This is a genomic window from Synechococcus sp. W60.3 (assembly GCF_047502615.1).
Taxonomy (GTDB): domain Bacteria; phylum Cyanobacteriota; class Cyanobacteriia; order Thermostichales; family Thermostichaceae; genus Thermostichus.
Map to the genome: position 1 here is coordinate 1 of NZ_JANSHJ010000019.1, position 20,715 is coordinate 20,715.

General features: G+C 60.4%; 18 protein-coding genes, 1 other RNA gene and 1 pseudogene. 10 read left to right on the forward strand and 10 right to left on the reverse strand.

The genetic code is table 11. From position 1 onward, the window contains the following. The first annotated feature begins 192 nt into the window (after positions 1-192). The 4 genes from NW846_RS07960 (at position 193) to NW846_RS07975 (ending at position 3,139) form a co-directional block, all read left to right on the forward strand. Positions 193-957 (forward strand): SDR family oxidoreductase, encoded by a 765-nt coding sequence (locus NW846_RS07960; protein ID WP_011431153.1) that lies wholly within the window; start codon positions 193-195, stop codon positions 955-957. Positions 958-1,037: 80 nt separating this feature from the next. After that, on the forward strand, positions 1,038-2,297 hold the full coding sequence (locus NW846_RS07965; RefSeq protein WP_011431152.1) for a sensor histidine kinase: 1,260 nt from the start codon (positions 1,038-1,040) through the stop codon (positions 2,295-2,297). Positions 2,298-2,447: 150 nt separating this feature from the next. Beyond that, positions 2,448-2,711 carry a helix-turn-helix domain-containing protein gene (locus NW846_RS07970; RefSeq protein WP_011431151.1) on the forward strand — a complete coding sequence of 88 codons (264 nt, stop codon included), beginning with the start codon at positions 2,448-2,450 and terminating at the stop codon, positions 2,709-2,711. 182 nt (positions 2,712-2,893) lie between these two features. Beyond that, the gene (locus NW846_RS07975; RefSeq protein WP_240527823.1) at positions 2,894-3,139 is read left to right on the forward strand and encodes a hypothetical protein; all 246 of its coding nucleotides are present in this window, start codon (positions 2,894-2,896) and stop codon (positions 3,137-3,139) included. A 331-nt stretch (positions 3,140-3,470) separates the two neighbouring features. On the opposite strand, the gene NW846_RS07980 is transcribed toward NW846_RS07975, so the two are convergent. Continuing rightward, complete coding sequence (locus NW846_RS07980) at positions 3,471-4,364, reverse strand: acyl-CoA desaturase (RefSeq protein ID WP_011431149.1); 894 nt, start codon at positions 4,362-4,364, stop codon at positions 3,471-3,473. A gap of 319 nt (positions 4,365-4,683) precedes the next feature. On the opposite strand from NW846_RS07980, the gene NW846_RS07985 reads away from it, so the two are divergent. Next, complete coding sequence (locus NW846_RS07985) at positions 4,684-5,352, forward strand: TetR/AcrR family transcriptional regulator (protein WP_099812859.1); 669 nt, start codon at positions 4,684-4,686, stop codon at positions 5,350-5,352. A 49-nt stretch (positions 5,353-5,401) separates the two neighbouring features. Here NW846_RS07985 and rnpB read toward each other — a convergent pair. Both rnpB and lipA read right to left on the reverse strand, forming a co-directional pair. Further along, positions 5,402-5,853: RNase P RNA component class A (gene rnpB, locus NW846_RS07990), an RNA gene on the reverse strand. A gap of 132 nt (positions 5,854-5,985) precedes the next feature. Continuing rightward, on the reverse strand, positions 5,986-6,876 hold the full coding sequence (gene lipA / locus NW846_RS07995; RefSeq protein ID WP_011431147.1) for a lipoyl synthase: 891 nt from the start codon (positions 6,874-6,876) through the stop codon (positions 5,986-5,988). A 411-nt stretch (positions 6,877-7,287) separates the two neighbouring features. Here lipA and tkt point away from each other — a divergent pair, with 411 nt between their 5' ends. Next, a complete protein-coding gene (gene tkt, locus NW846_RS08000; protein WP_011431146.1) occupies positions 7,288-9,288 on the forward strand; it encodes a transketolase in 2,001 nt (666 codons plus the stop codon). Positions 9,289-9,654: 366 nt separating this feature from the next. Here the strand turns inward: tkt and NW846_RS08005 are convergent, their stop codons facing one another. Further along, positions 9,655-9,789 carry a hypothetical protein gene (locus tag NW846_RS08005; protein ID WP_255322487.1) on the reverse strand — a complete coding sequence of 45 codons (135 nt, stop codon included), beginning with the start codon at positions 9,787-9,789 and terminating at the stop codon, positions 9,655-9,657. Positions 9,790-9,992: 203 nt separating this feature from the next. Between NW846_RS08005 and NW846_RS08010 the strand changes: the two genes are divergently transcribed. From NW846_RS08010 to NW846_RS08020, 3 genes and pseudogenes are all read left to right on the forward strand, one after another. Further along, positions 9,993-10,457, forward strand: a complete 465-nt coding sequence (locus tag NW846_RS08010) for a hypothetical protein (protein WP_414515714.1) — start codon at positions 9,993-9,995, stop codon at positions 10,455-10,457. A 117-nt stretch (positions 10,458-10,574) separates the two neighbouring features. Continuing rightward, positions 10,575-10,946 (forward strand): annotated as a pseudogene (locus NW846_RS08015) (zinc ribbon domain-containing protein); the annotation flags it as partial. Positions 10,947-11,163: 217 nt separating this feature from the next. Then, a complete protein-coding gene (locus NW846_RS08020; RefSeq protein ID WP_414515716.1) occupies positions 11,164-12,210 on the forward strand; it encodes a hypothetical protein in 1,047 nt (348 codons plus the stop codon). Between the two features lie 96 nt (positions 12,211-12,306). Here NW846_RS08020 and NW846_RS08025 read toward each other — a convergent pair whose 3' ends face one another. From NW846_RS08025 to NW846_RS08050, 6 genes are all read right to left on the reverse strand, one after another. Beyond that, a complete protein-coding gene (locus tag NW846_RS08025) occupies positions 12,307-12,582 on the reverse strand; it encodes a hypothetical protein (protein WP_011431141.1) in 276 nt (91 codons plus the stop codon). Continuing rightward, a complete protein-coding gene (locus tag NW846_RS08030; protein ID WP_099812861.1) occupies positions 12,579-13,196 on the reverse strand; it encodes a hypothetical protein in 618 nt (205 codons plus the stop codon). The genes NW846_RS08025 and NW846_RS08030 overlap by 4 nt, the downstream gene beginning before the upstream one ends. Positions 13,197-13,217: 21 nt before the next feature. Continuing rightward, positions 13,218-15,047 (reverse strand): proline--tRNA ligase, encoded by a 1,830-nt coding sequence (locus tag NW846_RS08035; protein ID WP_099812862.1) that lies wholly within the window; start codon positions 15,045-15,047, stop codon positions 13,218-13,220. Between the two features lie 102 nt (positions 15,048-15,149). Continuing rightward, positions 15,150-18,245: a translation initiation factor IF-2 gene (gene infB, locus NW846_RS08040; protein ID WP_414515718.1), complete on the reverse strand. Its 3,096-nt coding sequence runs from the start codon at positions 18,243-18,245 to the stop codon at positions 15,150-15,152. Between the two features lie 388 nt (positions 18,246-18,633). Then, on the reverse strand, positions 18,634-18,951 hold the full coding sequence (locus NW846_RS08045) for a YlxR family protein (RefSeq protein WP_099812864.1): 318 nt from the start codon (positions 18,949-18,951) through the stop codon (positions 18,634-18,636). 38 nt (positions 18,952-18,989) lie between these two features. After that, positions 18,990-20,024 (reverse strand): HD-GYP domain-containing protein, encoded by a 1,035-nt coding sequence (locus NW846_RS08050; protein ID WP_414345970.1) that lies wholly within the window; start codon positions 20,022-20,024, stop codon positions 18,990-18,992. Positions 20,025-20,262: 238 nt separating this feature from the next. Here NW846_RS08050 and NW846_RS08055 point away from each other — a divergent pair, with 238 nt between their 5' ends. After that, entirely contained in the window at positions 20,263-20,661 is a 399-nt protein-coding gene (locus NW846_RS08055; protein ID WP_099812866.1) for a DUF4346 domain-containing protein, read from the forward strand. Positions 20,662-20,715 lie beyond the last annotated feature (54 nt).

A 20,715-nucleotide genomic window follows, 5' to 3' on the forward strand; every position in this document is an offset into this window, starting at 1 on the left:
ACCAGTCCGTTGAAGCAGCAACTCCGAGAAGTGATTCTCGGAAGCTCCCGTCTACGGCCCGTCAGGGCTTAGCGGGAGAGGATGTCACTTGGATACGCTCTATGCCTGCGTTAAGCTGCTGGAATACTCTCTTCAGCCGGGGGCCCGTTCGAGTTGCGGATCCCCTTGGTAGCCCCTTAACTCTTGCGGACTATGCTTGAAAACGCCATTGTGCTCATCACCGGCGCCAGCAGCGGCATCGGGGCAGCCTGTGCCACGCTTTTTGCCCGTTCTGGAGCCAAGCTGATCCTGGTGGCCCGCCGTCAGGAGCGGCTACAGGAGCTGGCCGCGGAGTTGCAGCAGGCTTACGGTGCTTCCTCATACTTGCTGACTTTGGATGTGCGAGATAGGGCAGCCGTGCAGCAGGCGTTCCAGTCTTTGCCGCCGGCCTGGGCTGAAATCGACATTTTGATCAACAACGCCGGCCTCAGTCGCGGCTTGGACAAGCTCCACAGCGGGGCTGTGCAAGATTGGGAGGAGATGATCGATACCAACCTCAAGGGCTTGCTGTATGTTACCCGCGCCGTCTTGCCCGGCATGGTGGAGCGGGGCCGGGGCCATGTGGTCAACATCGGCTCCATTGCCGGTCGCCAGACCTACCCCGGCGGCGCCGTCTATTGCGCTTCCAAGGCCGCCGTGCGGGCCATCTCCGAGGGACTGAAGCTGGATCTGCTGGGCACCTCCATTCGCGTCACCGAGATCCAGCCCGGCTTGGTGGAAACCGAGTTCAGCCAAGTGCGCTTCCGCGGCGATCGCGAGCGGGCGGCAGCCGTCTACCGGGGCCTCACCCCCCTGACGGCGATGGATGTGGCCGAGGTGGTGCTGTTTGCCGTTACCCGTCCCCCCCACGTCAACCTGAGCGAAGTCTTGCTGCTGCCCACCGACCAGGCCAGCACGACGATGGTGCATCGTCGCTAGGGATGTGATGCCGTATCCGTCGTTGTTGGGTATTCACTCCCCCATGCCTGGGCGACAATGGCGGCAAAGGGGGTGGGCCCATGGGACTGGAAAGCGGGATCCTCATTGGGTTGGGCATCGGCCTACTCGGCACGCTGATTTTGCTCTGGCAGAGCCGGCGCCGCTTCGGCCGCCAATTGCAACAGTTGGGATCCCTGATGCACCTGGCCCTGCCTCTCAGCTCGCCTGAACAGATGCTCAGCCGGCTCAGCCACCACCTTCGCCAACAAGAACTGGAGTGGGCCCGCCAAAAACGATACCTACAGGACTGGCGGTATCTCAGCCACCACCTGCCCTGGGGATATCTGCGGGTAGACGAGAACAACGTGGTCTGGGAGTGTAACCCTGCCGCCCAGCGTCTGCTGCGCATCAGCCAGTGGCAGCCGGGCATCAAGCTCCTGCTGGAGTGGGTGCGCTCCTACGAGTTGGATCAGCTTATCGAAGCCACCCGCCGCCAGGAAGCTACCGCTCCCATCCAGAGCCGCGAGTGGATCTTCTACCCTTCCGGGGGCGAGGACAAACCGGTGCCGCTGCGGGCTTGGGGGCTGCCCCTGCCCCAGGCCCACGTGGCCATCTTCTTGGAAGACCGCCTAGAGGCAACTCTGCTGGCCCAACAACGGGATCGCTGGGCCTCGGATGTGGCCCACGAGCTGAAGACCCCCCTCACCTCGATTCGCCTGCTAGCGGAAACCCTGCACAGCCGCGTCGATGCCGCGCAAGCAGTTTGGGTGGAACGATTGCTGAACGAGACGCTGCGCCTCAGCCAGTTGGTGCAAGACTTGCTGGAACTGAGCGCCCTCAACCTGGGGGCCGCATCGCGATCCCAATGGCGCTGGGTGGATCTGGCAAGCTTGGTGCGCGAAGCCTGGCAGAGCCTGGAACCGCTGGCCAAGCCCCGCCAGCAGGAACTGGATCTAAGCGGCCCCTCCCAGCTCTATCTCTGGGGAGATGAACAGCGCCTCTACCGCCTCGTCCTTAACCTCTTGGACAACGCCATCAAATATGGCGGAACCGACTCCCCCATTCACGTGGCCCTGTCGGAACAGGAATCGCAAGTGCGGCTGGAGGTGTACGACCATGGCCCTGGCCTGCCGGAGGATCAATTTGAGCTGGTCTTTCAACCCTTTTACCGCACCGACGCGGCGCGGGCCCGCAGCAAAGGCGGCACCGGCCTGGGGCTGGCGATCGTGCGGCAAATCGTGGAACTACACGGGGGTACAATCCGTCTGCGCAATCACCCGCAAGCAGGTGGGCTGTGGGTGCAGGTGGAGCTGCCCCGGAAACACGCCGATGCCCTGTGAAAGCTGCCCAGAAGCGCTCCCATCAACATCACCAAGCCCTTCGACCTGAGAACTGCCCCAGATTTTCCTCCGGCGGGGCTATCCATGTTGGAGGGGATCCCCTAGAATTGGTCTAGGTAATCCTTACAGTTTGTACACTGGGCATTCGGAATGGGCGCAGACTATCATTCCGCTGATTTGTTGTCGGAGCGTGAGCTGCAGGTTCTCGAGTTAATCGCAGCGGGCCTGACCAATCAGGACATTGCAGAGCGCTTAGAGATTAGCAAGCGCACTGTTGACAATCACATCAGTAATATTCTGAGCAAGACGCGAACGTCAAATCGCGTCGCTTTGGTGCGCTGGGCCTTGCAATGGGGAAAAGTTTGCCTAGATCAGGTCAATTGCTGTACGTTGGCCAACGACAAAATTGCTTAGCCACATCTCGGAGACTCTCTCTGCCCCCTCTTTGTTTTGGCAGGCAATTAAATGCAGAGCAGGGCTTTTTTACCTCAAAAGTAGCGAGACATTCGCAAGATGTCATTGGCCGTTGTGGTGAAGCTGTTTGTTACCTGGATCCCTAGTTTCTCCTTTCCTTGCCTATCGTGAGCCTTGCTGAGTTGAAACGCTACGCTGTTCGTTATGATTCCATGCCCCTGATGGTTTATCGAGAGGTGGCTGCCCATCTGGCCTGCATTCCAGGGGTGGAAGCAGAGCTGGAATGCAGAAAAGACTCCATCTTTCGCTACTCCGATAGCCAAATCGAGGCGCTGCAAATTCGCCAAGAGGCCGACGCTGACCCAGAGCAAGTTCAGCGCGTTCTTGACCACTACGGGACATGGCAGTACAGCCCGTTACAGGACTAGCCCTCCTGCATTGCCGAAGAGGGATTACCGGAAGGCCAGACCTTTGGGTTGTTTGGTGAGCACTACCACCTCCCCGCAGGGCGATACCGACCCACCTCCCAACTGGAACCGATAACTGGGCAGCCGCTCCAAACCAAGTCGAGACAGACCTTGAGCGCTCTGCGCCGCTAACGAGCTCCCGCTAGCGCATACAGGCCCCTCACCCTTAACCCCTCTCCCAAAAAAGGGAGAGGGATCCGCCGAGCAGCACAACGAACTGTCTTAGCAGGAATTGCCCGTACGACGGGGGTAACTCTGTCGATGGTTCTAGAAGCTCTGAGGCAGAGACTGTTTAGCGAGTTGGCTGACTTTGAGCAGGCAAGTGCAACTTACGAGCCAAACCCAGTCTTGCCAACACCCAAATGACCCAGTAGGTCATGTCAATTTCCCACCAGCGCAAACCTGCTTTCACGCACTTCGGGTCGGCGTGATGGTTGTTGTGCCAGCCTTCACCGTAGGTGAGGAGAGCCGCCCACCAAAGGTTACGGGCATTGTCGTCGCTCTCGAAAGTCCGGTAGCCCCAGAAGTGGCTGGCAGAGTTGATCAACCAGGTGCAGTGCAGCAGCAGCACTGTCCGCACGAAGATGCCGTAGATAACGAACGGCCAACCGCCGAGCAGGTAAAGCACTCCAGCCAGCGGCAGTTGCAGCAGCAGCCCATACTTGTCTAGCCAGCGATAAAAAGGATCCCGAGCCAAATCCGGCGCAAAGGCAGAATACTTCTCACGGTTAAAAAACTCTTCCCGTTGGTAAATGAGCCAGAGCATGTGGCTCCACCAAAAGCCCTTGCGAGCAGAGTAGGGATCCCGCTCTTCGTCTTCAGTAAAAGCGTGATGCTGACGATGGCCGGCCACCCAAAAGATCGGCCCCCCCTGGATGGCGAGAGCACCGAAGGTAGCAAAGACATATTCCAGCCACTTGGGCACTTGGAAGCTGCGATGGCTAAGCAGACGATGATACCCCAGGCAGATGCCCAAGCTGCCGAAGCACCAGTGAAGCAATAGGGCCACCCCCAAGGCTGGCCAGGAAAAGCAAACGATGCCGCCCACTAAAGCGAGGGCGTGAAAAACAACGAAAAAAAGAACAAATTCCCAGGCAAACCGAAAAGACTTTTGGGGCTCAGGCTGAGCTAGCGAAGCAAAACGGTTGGGATTGTCCAGCGATTGGGTGGGAAGGGAAACGGCCATGAACCAGCAAAACCTCAGAAAAGGAGTAAGGGCAGCGCAGGATCAAATACCTCCTCGCAAAGTTGCTTCTCATGCATAGGCCACCGCATCCCTGGCTTAGCTTACAACGAGCTCATGTCCCTGAAAGGCAAGCCGGGATCCCCAAAGGCCTGGCCAAGCAAGCTTCAGCAGTGAGAGCCGCTATGAGAGAGCAGAAAGGCAGCAGGTTTGATCTCGCCTGAGGCTAAGCTTAACGATATTTCACCTCAAATGCAAGTGCTGCTTGCAGATTGCCACTACCTTGAGCGCCTTCTCTCGACTCCTTACCCCATCACCTACCATGGCACGTCCTTCTTCCCGGCAAAGGCTGCTGAACGCGGCTCGAGACCTCTTCGTCCGCCAGGGCATCACTCAGACCACCACCCGTCAAATTGCAGACTTGGCCGGCGTTCATGAAGTAACCCTGTTTCGTCACTTTGGCAGCAAGCAGGGGCTGCTCCTGGCTGTATTTGCTGAGCTGGGAGTTTTCTCCGGCATTGCCGACTTACCCCTCCCAGCAGACCCCACTACCTTCCGGGGCTCTGAGCTACAAGCCATTCTCCTCCGCTATGTCCAAACCTGCTTCCAAGCTCTAGCTAATAACCCTGAGCTGGTGCGCTCGTTGGTGGGAGAAGCAGGCTTCTACTCCGAGGAGCATCGCCGCGCCTTGAGAGCAGGCTTCCTGCAGGCCCAAGAGCAGCTAGCCCACTACCTCCAGCAGCTCCCTAGCCCGGAGCTACAAGCCGTCGACTCTGGGTGCCTTCACGCAGCTGCTGGAGTTCTCCATCTGATGATTTTGGGGACGGCTGTATTAGCCGTTACCGCTGGCTTGCCTGCTGGCGACGGCGACCAGCCCTCCTCCGACCCAGCGGACAAGGGCACTTATGACAACAACAGCAGCACTCCCCCTCTCCTCTACGCCTGCGTAAAGCTGTGGATGGCAGCCTTGAGGGGCATGAAGGAAACCTAGTGCAAAAGACTCTCTCGGGGTTGGAAGGAGGCAATCCCAAAAGAAGAAGAAGAGATGAGGAGGTTGTAAGCCGGGTTCTGTAGTGGGGTGCTCCAAGGAGCAGCCCGCACTGGCGGTCATCTCTCTGGGAGTGATGTTGCCATCACCCTCTAGCGGCTCACCACCACCGAGACCACCCTCCCCCAACCGCTTGGCTGAGTACCGTGACCTCGATGCAGCCGACAGGGGCGAAGAACAGCCATAGTCCTGCGGCTGCGGCCTTGCTTTCCACCGGGGTTTACCGAGCCAGCGCCTCACGACGCTGCTGGTGGGCTCTTACCCTACCTTTGCACCCTTACCTGTGCTGGGATCCCAGCCATCGGCGGTATGTTTCTGTGGCACTATCCTCGCGGTTTCCCGCACTGGGCTTTCCCCAGCGGTGTGTTCTTCTGAAAGCCCGGACTTTCCTCATCCTGCTGCCTGGTGGCGGCAGCGAGGACGCGACCGCCTGCCCCTCCTATCTCTTCATTTCAATCCTAGCGCATCCCCCCAGCGCAGAAAATCTCTCTGCGCCTAGGCTCCGCGTTGCTGGCCAGCCGGCCTGCAAAGCTGACCCCGCTGTTCCTGCTCCGCAGGGACTCCATCCCCCTAGGTCTACGTTCCTGGTCGAGGAAAGCGCTGCATCAGCTCTTGGACAGCCTCGGCATGGTAGGAGCTGCGGGTAAGCGGGGAGGACACCACCTGCAAAAAGCCCAACTCTTCCCCCACCTGTCGCCAGTGGTCAAACTCCTCTGGGGGCACGTAGCGCTCCACCGGCAGGTGTTTGGGGCTGGGAGGAAGGTATTGGCCAAGAGTGAGGATGTCGCAGCCTACCCGGCGTAGATCTTGCATTATCTGCAAAATCTCCTCAGCGGTCTCTCCCAAGCCCAGCATCACCCCCGACTTGGTGTAGAGGCCGGGATCCCATTGCCGCGCCAGTTCCAAAAGCCGCAGGGAACGCTCGTAGTTCCCCTGGGGGCGCACTCGCCGGTAGAGGCGGGGCACGGTTTCCGTGTTGTGGTTGAGCACCGTCGGGCGGGCGGCGAGAATTTGCTCCAAGGCCTGCCAGTTGCCGCACAGATCTGGGATCAAGACCTCGATGGTTGTCTGGGGCATGCGGCAGCGGATTTCGGTAATGCAAGCAACAAACTGGCTGGCTCCCCCATCGGGGAGGTCGTCCCGATTCACCGAGGTAATCACCGCATGGCGTAGCCCTAGCCGTTGCACCGCTGTGGCCACCCGCAGCGGCTCAGTGGGATCCAAAGGCGGAGGCCGTTTGGTGAAGTCGATATCGCAGTAGGGGCAGGCGCGGGTACAGGCCGGGCCCATGATTAAAAAGGTGGCGGTGCCGTTGGCAAAGCACTCCCCTAGGTTGGGACAGGAAGCCTCCTCGCAAACGGTATTCAGGCCCAAGTCCCGCAGCAGTTGCTGGACGGATCCGGCCCGCTGGGGGGCTTTGGCCCGCAGCCAGGGAGGTTTGCCGCTAGGCGAAGAAACAGCGCTCAATGAAACCCTCCAACCAGAAATGGCGGCAAGCGTATCTCTCAGCTTAGCCTGTCATTATTGCCCAGCCGAGACCGGGCTCGGTGGCCAAAGCCCGAAAAAGGATAGCTCAGTAGCCCCGCCCTTAAAGGCGAAGCAAACTTTAGCTGCTCGCCAATGGTATAGTTGTCACCGAGGCGTACCGTTCTCAGGCGAGCCCCTAGTCACGGTGAAAAACCCAACCGGTGGCAAGCGTCCGGGAAATGCCAACGTCTCAGCCAACCTGCCCAGACAAGCCAGCAGAACCTTGGGGCCTTGCCTCAAGGAACTGTCTAGAGGCATCTTGACAGCGCCTTGACGAGAATCCCCCGCCTTTAGGCGGTGGGCGTGTCAAGGCATACTGGAAAGCGAATGTCGAGCGATAGGGATCCCCACATGGTTGTTGCTGCTCCTCCCTCTCTGGAACAACTTGCCATCAACACGATTCGTTTTTTGGCGGTGGATGCTGTTCAGAAAGCCAACTCGGGTCACCCCGGCCTGCCAATGGGGGCAGCACCCATGGCCTATGTGCTTTGGCAGCAGTTCCTGAAGTTCAATCCCCGCAACCCCAAATGGGTGGATCGGGATCGCTTTGTCCTCTCGGCAGGCCACGGCTGCATGCTGCAGTATGCTCTGCTGCACCTGACCGGCTTTGATGTGAGCCTAGAGGACATCAAGCAGTTTCGCCAGTGGGGATCCAAAACCCCCGGCCACCCGGAAAACTTTGAAACCCCCGGTGTGGAGGTAACCACCGGACCGCTGGGGCAGGGGGTGGGCAACGCCGTTGGGCTGGCCATTGCCGAGGCCCACTTGGCCGCCCGTTTCAACAAGCCCGGTCACACCATTGTGGATCACTACACTTATGTGATCTTGGGCGACGGCTGCAACATGGAGGGGGTAGCCTCGGAAGCGGCCTCGCTGGCCGGCCACCTCAAGCTGGGCAAGCTGATCATGCTCTACGACAGCAACCACATCTCCATCGACGGCAGCACGGAAATTGCCTTTACCGAAGATGTGGGCAAGCGCTACGAGGCCTACGGGTGGCATGTGCAAAAAGTGGAAGATGGCAACCACGACCTGAAGGGAATTGCCGCCGCTATCCAGAAAGCTAAAGAAGTTACCGACAAGCCTTCCTTGATCATTGTCGAGACCACCATCGGCTACGGATCCCCCAACAAAGCCGGCACGGAGAGCGTCCACGGGGCGCCGCTGGGGCCAGAGGAGGTGAAACTCACCAAACAAAATCTGGGCTGGCCGCTGGAGCCGGAGTTCTACATTCCCGACGAGGTGCTGGCCCACTTCCGCCAGGCCATCGATAAGGGGGCCAAGGCCGAGGCGGAGTGGAACGAGCGCTTTGCCGCCTACGAGAAGGCCTACCCGGAAGAGGCCGCCGAATTCAAGCGCATCATGGCCGGGGAGCTGCCCGCAGGCTGGAAAGAAGCGTTGGCTCCCATTGCCGAAACCGGCAAAGAATCCACCCGCAACCTCTCCAAGTTTTGTCTCAATGCTTTGGCCAAGGCGGTGCCAGAGCTGCTGGGCGGATCCGCCGATCTGGCCCACTCCAACATGACCTATTTAAAGGGGATCCCGGAGTTCCAGGCCGGCTCCTATCATGGGCGCAACTTCCGCTTTGGCGTACGGGAACACGGTATGGGGGCGATTGCCAACGGCATAGCCCTGCACGGCGGCCTCATTCCCTACGACGCCACCTTCTTGGTCTTCAGCGACTACATGCGGCCGGCCATTCGCCTGTCGGCCCTCTCGCGGGCGCGGGTGCTCCATATTATGACCCACGACTCCATTGCCCTGGGAGAAGACGGCCCCACCCACCAGCCCATTGAGACGCTGGCTTCCCTGCGGGCCATCCCCAACCTCTACGTCATCCGCCCCGCTGATGCCCGCGAGACGGTGGGAGCCTACCAAGTAGCCCTTGAGTCCACCTCCACCCCTTCGGTGCTGGTGTTTACCCGGCAGGCGGTTAACCCCGTGGAAGGCACCTCCATTGAGGGGGTGGCCAAGGGGGCCTATGTAGTGGTGGATACTCCCAACCCAGAACTGATCCTAATCGCCACCGGCTCAGAGCTGGAGCTGGCGGTGAAGGCCGCTGCCCAACTGCAGCAGGAAGGCCGGGCGGTACGGGTGGTCTCCATGCCCTGCATGGAGCTATTTGAGGCCCAGCCCCAGAGCTACCGCGACGAGGTCTTGCCCCCCAAGGTCACCAAGCGCGTCTCCGTCGAGGCGGGATCCACCTTTGGCTGGCACAAGTACCTGGGCTTTGAGGGGGTGGCCATCGGCATCGACCGCTTCGGCGCTTCTGCCCCCGGCCCCGTGTGCATGGAGAAGTTCGGCTTCACGGTGGAGAATGTGCTCAATACCGCGCGCCGTCTCCTAAGCTAAGGTTTCTGCTCCTCCGGCCTAAACCCAGCAGGGATCCCTTCTCTGCTGGGTCTTTTTTGCTGCCCAATGGTGGCACAACTTGACAAGACTTAGCGAAGGCTGACAACTTGTTCAGCAGGACTTGCAAAACATTGCAGTTGTTTCAAACAAGGTTAAGACCCTTGCCCCCTCCCCCCCACCTCCTTTCCCCTTGTGGGAGAGGGGAGCGAGAAAGTTGTTTCATAGTTTCATAACTTTGTTTAAAACGACCCCAGATCCGCTTTCCTCTGGAAAGCTAACCCTTTCCACCCCCGCCTTGAAGGGAAAACGTTGGCTTCTGGCGACATGCTGATGTTCCTGGAGCAACTGAGGATCTGACAGCTCGGCCTACTGCAGGAAGCCCGCCAGCAAAATCACCGCTCCCCCCACGACGGCCAAAATCGTCAGTACCCGGCCTGCGTTGGCACTGCCCTTCCAGGAGTAGTTTTTCTCCGGTTTTTCCAGTTTTTCTGGCATAGCCATGCCTCTTTATGCCCCGTTAACTCTAATTTAACCTTCTCCCCCGGAATTTCTGCCGTGCGGTGCTGCGGTAGCTGGAAGGGGAGCTTGCTGAGGCGTACCCTTGAAAAAACAGCGACCACCTGGCCCGGCCAGCCCTTTTTGGGAACAATACAAGCAGGCAAGGAAGGGGATCCCAATTTCAAGGCGCATTCTGAGGCAGAGGCATGAGGTACGCGAAAGGAAGCAAAAGACTCGGCTTGATCATGGTCGCTTTGTCAGCCTGGGTGGGTGGACACCGTGCTGTCGCTCAGCCTGCCTTTCGGACAGTGCCGCTGCCTCGCCTGCCGGTGGGTGTGGATCAATTGGTCTTCGATCGCCCGGTGGCCCGCTTCAACCCCAACCTGCCTGCTGAGCTGGTGATCCACAATCGCACCGGCCTGCCTCTGGAATACGGCTTTACCGATCCGCACCAGAAGGTGTCGGAACTTCCGCCGGGAGAAACGCTGCGTCTGAGCAACCTGCCGATCCCCAACTGCATGGCCATCAACACGCCGATGTTGTCCCCAGTGGGCTACCGGGTGAGCGTGGATCCCTTGAATGTAATCACCGTAGAGGTGCGCCTGGTCAACGATGTCTCCGGCGACCATTGTCTCGATTTACAAGAGACAGGCGCTATTTTCGTGAATTGATGCCAGCTTGAACGGGCAAAAGATAGCCTTTGGGATCCCGACCGGGTTCTAAACTTTGCGAAGATGAACGCCGCATCCCCCTATATCCCCCCGTACACGGGGGGACTGGGGGGCGGGGGGATCCGGGAACGTAGCCACCGACCGCCGCGCAGCAAAACCGAGCGTCGGCGGTCCAATAGTTGGGCGTTCTATCAACTGAGGCAGTTTGTGCACTACAAGGCAGCGAGAGCAGGTATCCAGGTTGTGGTGGTGCCACCTGCCTACAGCTCGCAGACCTGCCACCAGTGTTTTTGGATTGAGCAACGGGAAGGGAAGCATTTTCGTTGTGTGAACCCGCTCTGTGGTTGGGAAGGGGATGCAGATTTTAACGGTGCCAACGGGATTGCACTTTTGGGGGTTGCTGTAAACCAGCCCCCCTACATCCCCCCGCCCCCCTGCCCCCGTATACGGGGGTTGGGGGCTGGAAGGGGGGCGGTCGGAGCCGGGTAGTTTACATGGCAGTCAACCTTACTCGAATCTGACGTTGGAGCTGGGTCTGTTGGAGAGCCAACCCGAGGTTTAGGCGTATCGACAGCAATCGACCCCTATGACAGGATGCAAACAGGATGTCCAGGTCGATGTTCTTGTAGACTTTGCTCTGCCTTTGAGCTACTCGCCTGTAACCTAACTGAAGTGTCCTTTACTTTTACTTTTTTTGGATGGTCTCATGAGCGATAACTTGTATTCTTGGTTTCCCCGTGCCTTGGTGATGGGCGCTGCGGTGGTGGGGTTGTCGGGCCTGCCGGCAAGGGCTCAACAAATTACGGATCCCAGCCCGGCTCAAGCGGCCACCAATGTGGAGCCCACCTCGCCAATCTCGGCTTCTTTTCGCAGCCAAGATGGGGTCAGCGTGCGTCCGGAGACGGTGCGGGTTTTTGTTGATGGCAAAGATGTTACTGCCGAGTCGGTGATTACCCGGGATTTCTTCACCTACCGTCCCTCGCAGCCGCTACCGCCGGGACGGCGGGAAGTCCTGCTGGAGTTCACCAATACCCAGGGGGTGACCCTCCGCGTGACCTGGAGCTTCACCGTGGGTAACCCCGTCCGCGCCTCTATCGACCTGGTGGATCACAACGCCGGCAATCGCCCCTTGGCGGCGGGCGAGATCCTGCTGGTAACCGTCAAAGGCACTCCTTCCAGCCGGGTAACCGTTTACCTTGTCCAGGACGGGCGGCAGGTGCAAACCCTGCCGGCTCAGGAAGTTTCCAGCGGCACCTATGTGGTCAACGCCCTGATCGAGCCAAAAGATGCCACCCGCGAAGGGATCGTCATCGCTCGCCTGGAAAACGGCGGCCAGGTGCGCTTTATGACCGCAGAACAGCCCGCCCGCCTGATCGAGGGGGCCGCCGGTGGTATCCAGCGGCTCGCCACCCAAGAGGTTGCCGCGACGATCAGCCTCTCCAGCCTGCTGCCCCAGATCACCAACCTGCGCGATGGGGATCGGGTTTCCGGCTCTTCCTTTACGCTGCAGGGCACGACGGCTCCCAACGCTTCGGTGCGGGTGAATGTAACGGCTTCGACCTCGCTGGGGGGCATCATCAGCGCCCAACAGACGGTGACCAACCAAACTGTGCAAGCCGATGCCCAGGGCCGCTTCACCGTTACGGTGCGGCCGCCCATTCCGGCCTCCGGCACGGTGTATCAGATCAATCTCACGGCCACTTCCGGCAACCAAACCAGCCCGACGGTAACCTTGCGCCTCACCCAGCAGTAGCCTGTCGCCTTGGCTGGACTGAGAGTGTCGCCCTGCCGGCCTGGCAGTGGCGCCCAAGCTCCCCTCTCCCAGAGGGAGAGGGGCTGGGGGTGAGGGTCAATGGAAAGGCGGCTGAGAGATTTTTGGATTCTCAGAGTTTGCAGTTGGCGGGGATCCCTGGCGGTCTTGAGCGCGGGTTGGGGAGAGAGAAGACCGCTGTTGCCAGCGCCACAGGATCCCGGCCATGACCAGGGCGGGCGAGACGATCATGGCCAGGATCACCGGCAGGGTCTCCGGCAAGGCCAAGTAGGGGCCGCCATATTTGATGGCCGCGCTGATCCCGGCAGCGGCCACCATCAATTGCAGGGCAAACCAGAGGGTTTTGGGTTTCATGGTTGGCTGGGATCCCCTACCATGGCCGTGAGGATGCCGGCAACGCTCTCCAGATCTTCCGGTACTCGGTACAAAGTCAAGTCTTGTCGGATTGTCCGCGGATCCCCAAGGATCTGCCCGAACTGCCAGATAGATCCAATGGTAACAGCGCCGTAGATCTGCGCTTGCGGCTCCACCTGGGCCAGGGCGATCATCTCCACCGCCATTTGGACAAAAGCCCGCGTCAGATCGTCCTTTTTGGCTTCAACCACCAGCAGGATGTTCTTGCCCCGCAAGAGATAATCAAGGCTGCCCTTGAGCCAATTGTTGACCATCAGGGGATATTCCAGCCGCAAAGGAACTCGACAGTGAAGAGCCACTTCCGTCAGCACAGGGGCCACCAGCAGCTCTCGGCGGGCTGTCTCGCTGGTGAGGCTGACCAAAGGCAACAATTGTCGGATCCGGTTTTTCAGAGCTGGGGTTTGGGGTGGGGCAGGGGCAACGGGCCATGTCCACTCTCCTATCTCCAGACGGTAGCTAAACTGAGCCAGGATTTCCTCTGGCTCGTAGGGCATCTCAAAATAAGAGCGAAAAGTATAGGATTCGTCTTCCTTGAGAAGAGAGAGGTTCAGCATTGGTTACGACAAAAGCCCTGCTCAATCTGGCACAGCCAGAGCGGCAGCAATCCGCTCTTTGAGGGTAGCCACCACTTCCTCAATGGGAATTTCTACCGCTTGGCCGGTGGCCCGCTCGGCCAATTCCACCTTGCCTTGCTTAAGGCTGCGCCCGGTGGTAAGGCGGTAAGGGATCCCGATGAGATCCGCATCTTTGAACTTGACGCCGGCCCGCTCGTCCCGGTCGTCCCAGAGGGTCTCGATGCCGGCAGCAGCCAGTTCCTGCACCAATTTTTCCGCCACCTTCGTCTGCTCTGGGTCGGAGACGTTGGGCACCACCACCACCACGTGATAAGGGGCGATCGCCACCGGCCAGATGATGCCGTTGGCGTCGTGGGACTGTTCCACCGCCGCCTGGGCCAGGCGCGATACCCCAATGCCGTAGCAGCCCATCCACAGGGGCTGCTCGGATCCCTGCTCGTCGGTAAAGCTGGCCCGCATCGGCAGCGAAAACTTGAGGCCCAACTGGAAAATATGGCCGATCTCAATGCCGCGGGCGGTTTCCAGAATCTGGTCGGGGTTGAGCAGACAGCGATCCCCGGCTTGCGCTTTGCGCACGTCCACCACCTCCGGCAGGGGGTACTGCTCGCCCCAGTTGGCCCCCACTACGTGCCGCCCCACCTGGTTGCTGCCGGTTACAAAGTTTTTCAGCAGGGCTGCCGTCTGGTCGGCCAGGCGCAGGATCTGAGGGGCCAGGTTTTTCTGCCGGCCCAGGCAGCTATCCGGCAGGTCGGGCGCGATGTAGCCCACGGGGATCGGATCCCCTTGCCAGCTTTTTTGGATCTCCGCATCCGCCAAGGTGAGCTTGAGCAACTTGTTGGCTTGGTAGCGCTCCGCCAGACGGTTGAGGTGGTTGGCCAGCTTCACCTCATTGACTTCTTGATCGCCGCGGATGCTCAGCAGCACCACCACCCGTAGGCCGTTGTCGTAAAGGGCTTGGTAGAGGACGTTTTTGACAATCAGAGTGGGGGAGATCTTCAAGAAATTGGCCAGCTTCTCGATGGTTTCCGTTCCCGGCGTGTCCAGAACCTGGAAGGTGGTGTAGGGGGAGTCTGCTGCTGGCGGCGGAAGGGAGACGGCCTTCTCCACATTGGCGGCATAGGAGCCATCAGGAGTGTAGAGGATCTCGTCTTCTCCGGCAGAGGCCAACACCATAAACTCCTGCGAGGCTGCCGATGGCCCCCCGATGGCGCCGGCGTCGGCCTCCACCACGCGGAACTCCAGCCCGCAGCGGCGCAGGATGCGGCCGTAGGCCCGGTACATGTCCTGGTAGGTCTGGCGCAGGCTCTCTTCGTTGGCGTGGAAGGAGTAGGCGTCTTTCATGAGGAATTCCCGCCCGCGCAGCAGGCCAAAGCGGGGTCGAATCTCGTCGCGGAACTTGGTCTGGATTTGATAGAGAATTTGCGGCAACTGGCGATAGGAGCGAATGAGATCCCGGGCCAGCAGGGTAATCACCTCTTCGTGGGTAGGGCCCAGGGCCTGCTCGCGCCCCTGTCGGTCTTTGAGGGCGAACATGATCCCTTCCGCTTGGGTGTACACGTCCCAGCGGCCCGACTCCCGCCAGATCTCGGCTGGCTGCAACTGGGGCAGCAGACACTCCTGAGCGCCGATGGCGTTCATCTCCTCCCGGACGATGTCCGAGATCTTTTGCAAAACCCGCCAGAGGAGCGGCAAATAGGTGTAGATCCCCGGGGAGAGCCGCCGGATAAAGCCGCCCCGCAGCAGCAGCTTGTGGCTGATCAGTTCTGCTTCGGCAGGATCCTCCCGCAGGGTTACAAACAACATCTGACTCAATCTCTGGCTCCGTTGCATCCCTCCCCTCCACTTAGCAACTGCTTCCGTTGTTCTGGAGCAAATCCTCCCTCCTAGATCCCCTGGACTGGGATCCCTGCGACGCTAGGCCACCCAAATTAACTAGGCAGGAGCCAGCGTCCGCCGCTTGGTAACCATCTGGTAGACCTCGATAAGGTCCCCTTCTTGCCAGGCATCGAACTTCTCGATGCCGATCCCGCACTCGAAACCGGCGGCCACCTCCCGCACGTCGTCCTTGAAGCGCTTCAGAGAATCGAGACGGCCCTGGTAGACCACCTCCCCTTTGCGGCGAACCCGCACCAGAGCGTTGCGCTGCACCTTGCCGGAGAGCACGTAGCTGCCGGCAACCGCACCGCGGCTGATGGGGATGACTTTGCGCACTTCCGCCTGGCCCAGCGGCTCCTCCACCTCCTCCGGCTCCAGCAGGCCCTCCATCGCTGCCCGCAGATCGTCCAGCAAGTTGTAGATGATGTCGTATTCGCGCACATCCACCCCCTTGTCGTCGGCAGCCTGCCGCGCGCCGGGGGCGAAGCTGGTGTTGAAACCCAGAATAATGGCGTCGCTGGCTGCTGCCAGATCCACGTCAGTCTCGGTGATCTCCCCAGGAGCTGCTAGAAGCACTCGCAAGCGCACTTCTTCTTGCGGCAGATCCTGCAGCGCCGTCTGGATGGCCTCGGCGGATCCCTGCACGTCCGTCTTGATGATCAAGTTCAACTCCTTGAGCTGGCCTTCCTGGGCCTTGGCAGAGATGCTGCCCAAACTCACCCGCCGCGACAGCAGCGCCTGTTGCAGACGGGCTTGCCGCAGGGCTTCCGCTCGCTCCTCGGCAATCCGCCGGGCTTCTTTCTCGTCGGCGTACACCTGGAACTCATCCCCCGCTGCGGGCACCTCCTCCAGGCCCAACAGTTGCACCGCCGAAGAGGGCCCCGCTTCCTGCAGCCGTTGGCCGCGGTCGTCCATCATCGCCTTGACCCGGCCCAAGACGGCGCCGGCCACCAGGGTATCGCCCACCCGCAGGGTACCGTTTTGCACCAACAGAGTAGCCACCGGGCCGCGAGCCTTGTCCAGGTGGGCTTCGATCACGGTGCCGCGGGCAGGCCGGTTGGGGTTGGCCTGCAGCTCCGCCACATCGGCCACCAACAGGATCATCTCCAGCAGAGCATCCAGGTTACGGCGGGTGAGAGCGCTCACCTCCACCATGGGCGTGTCGCCACCCCACTCCTCTGGCAATAGGCCGTGCTCCGCCAACTGCTGCTTGATGCGCTCTGGCTGGCTGCCGGGCTTGTCGATCTTGTTGATGGCCACGATGATCGGCACCTGGGCTGCGCGAGCGTGGCTGAGGGCCTCCAGCGTCTGCGGCTGCACCCCGTCGTCGGCAGCCACCACCAAAACGGCAATGTCGGTGACGCGGGCGCCGCGAGCGCGCATGGCGGTAAAGGCCTGGTGGCCGGGAGTATCCAGGAAAACAATGCGCCGCTTCTGGCCTTCGAAGTCCACGTCCACGTGGTAAGCGCCGATGCGCTGGGTGATCCCGCCGGCTTCTCGCTGGGCCACATTGGTGTGGCGGATGGCATCGAGCAGAGTGGTTTTGCCGTGATCCACGTGGCCCATGATGGTCACCACCGGCGGACGTGGCACCAGATGGTCGATGTCCTCCAGATCGAGGATCTCGGTTTTCTTGGCTTTGGGCTCTGCCTCGGGCCGACGTACTTCGTAGCCCAACTCTTTGGCCACCGACTCGGCCAGCGACTCGTCCAAAACCTGGTTGATGGTCACCCTCACTCCTTTAAAGAAGAGGGTTTTGATGATCTCGGTTTCGGCTACCCGCAGGCGGCGGGCCAATTCTTGCACGGTGAGGCTGCCCTCCAGGAGCAATACCTTCTCTTCTGGCAAGGATTCTGCTGCGGCCTCAGGAGCAGTAGCTTCGGCGGAGGCCGAGGGCCGCTGGGGGCGCTCAGCAGCCGGGCGAGGGCGAGCTGCTGCCGCGGGCGGACGATAGGAGGGGGGCTTGGCGGTGGGGCGCGCCAAGGGTTTGAGCGCGTTCAGCTCCGCCTGCTTGACGCTGGAGAGGACGGTCAAGGGATCCAAATCCAGAACGTCTCCGTCTCCTTCCTCTCTTCTGCGGCTGCGTTTGCGCTTGGCCTGGGTGCGGCCGGCCCGTCGTTCGAGGGCTTGTAGTTCCTCGTCCTCTTCTTCCACCGTCTTGCGCTTGAGTTTGGGCGCAGCAGGCCGCACGGGAGCTTCGGCCAACACCGGCGTGGGGCGTTCCTCAGGGATCCCTTCTGGCAAGCGAGGGGAAGCATCCGGCTCAGGGGGAAGAGGCTTAGCCACAGGACGGGTAGGAGGCCCTACCAATTCCAGCCGCCGCTGCGGACGAGGAGCCTCGTCAGCTTTGCCGCTGTCGGAGCTCTCTTCCTTCTTGGCCACCGGCGAGCGCGGCTCGGGACGAGTGCCAGGGCGGACAGGCGCGCCCACCAATTGCGGACGCGGGCGCTGTTCAGCTTGAGGGAGAGAAACCTTTTCCTCGACAGGAGGAGAGGTACGAGCGCCGCTGGGGGAGGGCGCCTCCGCAAGGCCAGGGCGACGGGATTCAGGGGCCCGTTGCGGCGGCTCGGGCCCTGAGGCGGCTCGTCGAGGGGGGGGGAGCACTGTCGGTCGCTTGGCCGCCGGAGCAGGGCTAGGTTCGGGGCTGCCGGCTTTGGCGGCAGCCTCAGGGCGAGTAGAAGCAGCTGCCGGCTGCGGCTCCTGGGCAGCCGGGCGCGCAGGCGGATCGACTTGCCGCCGCGGCGGGCCTATCAATTCGAGGCTGCCACCGGCAGCCCCTTTTTCAGAGGAGAGCTGGTCGGGTCGCTGCGGCGAAGGCTTGGAAGAACTGGCCTCACCAGCAGCAGCTTGCTGCTGAGCAGGAGCGGGCCGGCGAATGCCGACAATGTGCTGAGGGCGCTCACTTGCTTTGGCTTCGACGGGAGGCTGCGGTTGAGAGCTCTCAGGTTGCAGCTTGGGCCGGAGCCGGGGACGAGTCGGTTTCACAACGCGAGGTTCACTCAGTTTGCTGCGCACCAACTCGGCTTGCTCTGGAGAAATGGTGCTGCTATGGCTTTTGAAAGGGATCCCCAACTGCTCACAAACCTCCAGCACCTCGCGATTGTCACATCCCATTTCGCGGGCAATCTCGTAAAGTCGGACTTTATCGGTCATTCGTCTGCTAGCCTCTGCTCCTTGCTCCTTGTCAGTTTTACAACCCAAGTTAATACGATCCAAATCGCCAGATGGGACTGAACCTGTTGGGTGTGTGGCCACTTCCTTCGGCACAGCGAGAGCATCTCGGCGATCCTCCAAGAGCGCGGACTGGAGGGAATCCAAGTCCGAAGCTACTTTGGAAACATCCGCAGGGGACATAAAGCTAGGACAACCGGGGAAGAAACCAACATCAACAGTGCTTTTTAGAATAACCTTTCTGCGGCTCATACAGGTTGGCCGCAGCCAGTCCTCATTCTGACAGTTGAGAGGGGCTGCCGTGTAGTTCGCGACTGGATGAACCTGAAAAGGTGTTTCAATATCTTAACTTGGCCAATTCTGGAGCTGCCTAGGTTTTGTCTAAAGCGCTTGCCCCCGGGGCTGATGTTTCCGGGGGGCTCTGGGCCTCAGAATCGCGCAGCAGTTGCTGCTCCAGCAGTTGCCACAGCGAGTCGGGCACTGCTGCCTTGAGGGCTCTGCTCATCTGGTGCTTACGCCGGGCCGCCCGCAGACATTCGAGGCGGCGACAGAGGTAGGCAGAACGCCCCATGCCCTGATCCAAAAGCACCTGGTGAGTGTCGTATTGCCTAACCAGCCGCCACAACTGGGAGCGGGGAAACAGTTGGCGACAGCCGACACAGCGACGTAGCGGATCTGCCCCTGCCAAAAGACGCCATCTCGCTGAAGCACGGGAACTAGTCCAGTCTACTCCAAATGGGGCAGCCGCGACCTGAGAAACTCAAAGAAACGCTCCACCAAGTAGGGATCCCGCCAGCCCTTGGTCGTTTCTTGCCGCAGGATGTCCATGGCCTCCTGGACAGTGAAGGCTCGCTTGTAGGGCCGCTCCGAGGTAAGGGCGTCGTAGATGTCGACAATCTGAAAGACGCGGGCCACCAGGGGGATTGCTTCTCCCTTGAGGCCGTCGGGATAGCCGCTGCCGTCCCAGCGCTCGTGGTGGTGGCGGATAAGGGGCAGCACATCCCTCATGGTGCGCAAGGGGCGGCAGATTTCCTCTCCAATTAGGACGTGGGATTTCATCACCTCCCACTCTTCCGGCGTGTGCTTGCCCGTTTTGCCCAAGATGGCGTCGGGTATGCCCACTTTGCCGATGTCGTGCAGGTAACCTCCCCAGGTCAGCACCTTGATCAGGGGACGGGGTAGCTGGAGAAACTCGCCAAAGCTCTTGGCCAGGGCTGCCAGCCGCTCGCAGTGATCCCCGGTGGTCGGATCCCGGCTTTCTACACTGCGGGCAATGGCAAATAAAACCTGGGCGGCATGATCCAAGTCTTCATTGAGATGCTTCTGGCGAACGAGGGAGCGCACCCGCGCCAGCAACTCGGACTCGTCAAAGGGCTTGCTCAAGAAGTCGTCTGCCCCCGCCTCAATCCCGCGCAGGCGATTTTTGCGGTCGCTGGCCGCTGCAATCAACACCACCGGGATCAGGCGTGTCTCTTCATCAGCCTTGATGCGCCGACAGACCTCGAATCCGTCCAACCCCGGCATCATCACATCCAACAGGACCAGATCCGGCTGCAAGCTTGGCAGCATCTGCAGGGCTTGCTGGCCGTTTTCCGCCTCGCTGACGTGATAACCAATGCTCTCCAACAGATCCCCCAGCAACAGGCGACTGTGGGGCTGATCGTCCACGATGAGGAGATGGCCCGCCGGCTCCTGCTCTCCAAAAGGTGCTATCTCAGGGATCCCAACCCTCACGGGCCTCTCAGCTTGGGCGGATTGCATCTTGGTAGAGACTACTCCTAGCTCACCGCTTCCACCGTAATTTCAGCTCCCAATTGCAAGCATCCGCCTTTCCACTGAACTTGCCAGGGCCTCAAGCCGCCGCCAATCCCTTAAAACACGGGTAAATAAGGGGATTTTTTCTGTCGCAATTCCCTCGCTAGGGATCCCATTCCTCGGCCACAATGGGGATAATGGAGGTAGTCTTGGCTACGTTTTTGGCACCCGTTTTGACTTTACCATGCCGTCTTTTTCCTCTGAGTCTCTGCAGGAGCAGGTGCGCCGCATCGATGACCAGCTTTCCCGCCGATCCCTGGAGCTAGACCCGGCAGGCTACTTTGTCATCTATGTGGATCGGCAGCAGCAGCTCATTTGCGCTAAGTACTACAGCACTGTGATCAACGAGCGGGGGCTGGCCACCGACCCGGAGACTGGAGCGGTGATCCCCGCGCGGGGGCCGGTCAATCGCTCCCCGCAGCGGGTGTACGTTGGCCGGACGGCCAAAGAGTTGTGCGTCCAGATTTTTGAAAAAGAAAGCGAAAAGGTCGTCTCTCAGCTCAGCCACGCCGCCTACCTGGGGCGGGAGTTTCAGAAGGCAGAGGCGGCCCTGCTCTCTGGCGAAGAGTACGTGCAGGACTAAGACCAAGCTCGCTGCAGGAGGCCAGCCTATGGCAGAATCGAGCCAGCTTGCCGT